This is a genomic window from Sulfuricaulis sp. (assembly GCF_049587675.1).
GTDB lineage: Bacteria > Pseudomonadota > Gammaproteobacteria > Acidiferrobacterales > Sulfurifustaceae > Sulfuricaulis.
Window position 1 is genome coordinate 1 of the sequence record NZ_JBAVEJ010000151.1, and the last position, 3,579, is coordinate 3,579.

Annotated in this window: 4 protein-coding genes; 1 reads left to right on the top strand and 3 read right to left on the bottom strand. The window is 61.6% G+C overall.

The features are described 5' to 3' along the window. On the bottom strand, positions 1-968 hold a 968-nt coding region (locus WB402_RS07755; RefSeq protein ID WP_424206588.1), incomplete at its 3' end, for a UbiD family decarboxylase. 150 nt (positions 969-1,118) lie between these two features. Here WB402_RS07755 and ubiT point away from each other — a divergent pair. After that, complete coding sequence (ubiT, locus tag WB402_RS07760; protein WP_424206590.1) at positions 1,119-1,598, top strand: ubiquinone anaerobic biosynthesis accessory factor UbiT; 480 nt, start codon at positions 1,119-1,121, stop codon at positions 1,596-1,598. A gap of 55 nt (positions 1,599-1,653) precedes the next feature. On the opposite strand, the gene ubiV is transcribed toward ubiT, so the two are convergent. Both ubiV and ubiU read right to left on the bottom strand, forming a co-directional pair. Then, entirely contained in the window at positions 1,654-2,544 is an 891-nt protein-coding gene (ubiV, locus tag WB402_RS07765) for a ubiquinone anaerobic biosynthesis protein UbiV (protein ID WP_424206592.1), read from the bottom strand. Positions 2,545-2,605: 61 nt separating this feature from the next. Beyond that, positions 2,606-3,579, bottom strand: a 974-nt coding sequence (gene ubiU, locus WB402_RS07770) for a ubiquinone anaerobic biosynthesis protein UbiU (protein WP_424206594.1), incomplete at its 5' end; no start/stop codon positions are given.

The window sequence follows — 3,579 nt, forward strand, 5'->3', positions numbered from 1 at the left end:
GGAGAACGCCCCATGTAGGCGCTGTGATAGATGGGCTGGTCTCGATGCGTGATGCGCTCGATGGTGAACACCGGAAATTTTTCCTGAGAATTGTAATAGCCGGTGTGATCGCCGAATGGTCCCTCGAGCGCCTCTTCGTCCGGCTCGATATAGCCTTCCAGCACTATCTCGGCCGAGGCAGGAACGTGCAGCGCGCCGTCGCGACACGCCACCACCTCGCTGCGCGCGCCGCGCAGCAGTCCCGCGTACTGGAATTCCGACAGCGTGTCGGGAATGGGGGTGACAGCAGCGACCAGCGTCGCGGGGTCGGCGCCGATGACAACCACCACGGGAAAACGCTGACCTGGATGCGCCTCTTTCCACTCCCGGAAATCGATCGCGCCGCCGCGATGCGGCAACCAGCGCATGATGACCTTGTTCCGACCAATCACTTGCTGACGGTAGATACCGATGTTCTCGCGTTCCTTGTACGGCCCCTTGGTGATGACAAGACCGAAAGTAATCAGCGGGCCGGCATCTTCCGGCCAGCAGGTCTGGATGGGCAGCATGGACAAGTCCACGTCCGCGCCTTCGATGACATGCTGCCGGCACGGCGCATCGCTCACCACGCGCGGTAATACGTGAAAAAGCTGCTTGAAGCCGGGAAGTTTCTCCATCGCATCGCCGATTCCGCGCGGGAGTTGCGGCTCCTTCAAAAAGGAAAGCAGTTTGCCGACCTCGCGCAGTTCCTCGATGGACTCGTGCCCCATGGCGAGCGCCACGCGCCGCGTGGTGCCGAACAGATTGCCGAGCAGCGGAATATCGAAGCCTCCCGGCTTTTCAAACAGCAACGCCGGACCGCCGGCGCGCAGCGTACGACTACATACCTCGGTGATTTCCAGGCGCGGGTCCACCGGCGTGGCAACGCGCTTGAGTTCGCCCAGGTTTTCCAGGTGCGCGATGAAATCCCGCAGGTTCTTGTATTTCATGGAACACTCACGAGAAATGCGCCAAGGATGGCGCGCTTATGGAGCCAAGGAAGCATAGGGGGCGGACGGCGTGCATGATTTGATCCAGATCAATATCGCACGACATCGGGGCCTGATATAAAGACGGTCACCTCATACGTCCCGACAGGCATGCTGCCCCACCCCCTGCTCTTGCCGCTGCGAATCATTCCCGGCGCGGTACACGCCGAGGTGCTGGCACGCGTGTTAAATCACCTGCTGCGCGGCCAGCCGCTTGCGACTCGACTCCCGGAGATCGAAGGCAAAACCGTATGCATCCATATCAAGGATGCATCGAGCGAGATTCATTTCCGGATCGGGCACGGGCGTCTGCAGCCCGCCGTGCCGGGCCGCGCCGATGTCCGCATCAGCGGCACGGTGCAGGATTTCTGGCTGCTTGCCACCCGGCGCGAAGACCCGGATACGCTCTTCTTCAGCCGCCGCCTGTGCATCGAGGGCGACACCGATACCGGCGTGCACATCAAGAATCTGCTGGACGCTCTCGATTACGACTGGGAATCGCATTTCCGCGCCGTGCTGGGCGAAACTCTCGGCGGCGCGGCCTTTACACTTCTCCGGCGCACCGTCGGTCAGCGCTTCGCCGCGCGCTAACTCTCCGCTGCGCCGGATAGCGTTGTGGTACCCACCACAAGACCGGTGTGCGTGGTCATGCGTGTTCCCGATTCATTCCGGGGGCCCCATACCAGTACCCGTCGCAGGATCCGTACACCTGATAGGGCTCAAGTATCGCGGCCGCCGCGGACGATTCCCGATGTCCGTCCATGACGCTACGGAACGCGTCCACGATCTCGAACATCCCCTGAGCCTGCGGCGCAAGCCGCAAGACATCCACCCCGAGCGCCCGAAGGTCGTCGATTTCGTTCACCAGATTGTATGTCTCGCCTGATTGCACCTGGATGCCGTTGAGGCTGAGAAACGACTGTCCCTCACGCGTGCGCAGCGGCATGCCGTCGGGATAATCAGCGCAGCGGAATCCGCATTCATCCTTGGACAGATTATGCGCGCGGGCGGTGAAACAACGCGCGGAGAAGGACAGCGGCAGGCGGCCAAAGACGAACACCTCGGTCTCCATCCCCGCGGGACGCTGCGCCTGGATCGCGGCCAGTGTGTCGCGATCCAGCTCCATCGGCATGACCCAGCGCCTGGCGCCGGCGCGCGCCATCAGCGCCAGCGTGCCGCTGTTGTAGACGTTGATGTGGGGACCGACAACAAAAGGTGTCGCGCCCTCCAGCATATTGACCGCGGCCATGTCATTGGCCTCGACCGCGAAGCGCCCGTTTTCCGCGATGGTGCGCATGTACGCGGCTTCCGATTCGGCCTCGATAAGAGTAAGCGTCGACAGCACCGCCTCCTTGCCGTCGGCGGTCAAGCGTTCGGCAATATCCAGCCAGTCCGGCAGCCGCAGCGCACGGCGCTTGGAACAGACCGTCTCACCGAGATAAACGATGTCCACCGGCGCCTCGAGAACGTGCGCATAAAAATCGAATACGCGCTCACGCTCCCAGAAATACGGAATAGGTCCGAGGGAGATTCTCATGAGTAATAATTACTGATTTCAGATTGGAATCTGGAATTCGAAATCCGGAATCCGGAATTTTTTATTGCCATGGCCGGGTATACGCGCCGAGGGTATGGCAACGCCCTTCAGCGACCTTGTCGAGTTGCTCGACCCAGGCGCCTTGGGGAGAAAATTTCTCCGGCCCGGCTGCGCACGCGTCAATGGCCTCCCGCAGCGTTCGCGTAACCTGCGCCACGTAGGCCGGACTGCGCTGACGGCCTTCGACCTTGATCGCAGCCACGCCGGCGCGGAAAAGATCCGGAAGAATATCGAGCACATTGAGACTGGTCGGTTCTTCCATGGCGTAGTACACCTTGCCGCCGACCTCGAACCGCCCCTTGCAAAGCGTCGGATAGCCGGCGGGTTCCTCGGGTGCGTATACGTCGATCAGCACGCCGTTCAGTCGCGAGCGGCGGCCAGCAGCCGACTCTTCCCACTTGACGGCTTTCGCCGGCGAACAGACACCGCTCGAGTTCGGCGAATCGCCGGTGACATAGGACGACAGGGTGCAACGCCCCTCGACCATCACGCACAGGCTCCCATAACCGAATACTTCCACCTCCGCGTTCACGCGCTTCATGACATTCTGCACCTGCGTCAGCGACAGCACGCGCGGCAACACCACGCGCTGCACGCCGAAATGCCGCACGTAAAAATCGATGGCCTCGTGGTTGGTGGCCGAACCCTGCACCGACAGATGTAGCCTCAGGCCGGGATGCCTTTGTACGCAGTAATCCATTAGTCCGGGATCGGCGAGGATCAGCGCGTCGACGCCGAGACTCGCAGCCTGATCCACGGCCACGCGCCATTTTTCCCACTGGTGCGGGCGCGGGTAGGTATTGATCGCCAGAAACACGCGCGCATTGTGGTTGCGCGCATAGGCAATGCCCTGGCTTGCTTCGTTGATATCGAAATTGAGGCCGGGAAAATTGCGCGCGTTGGTGCCGTCACGAAAGCCCATATAAACGGCGTCGGCGCCGTTATCTACGGCCGCCTTGAGGGCTGTCATGCTCC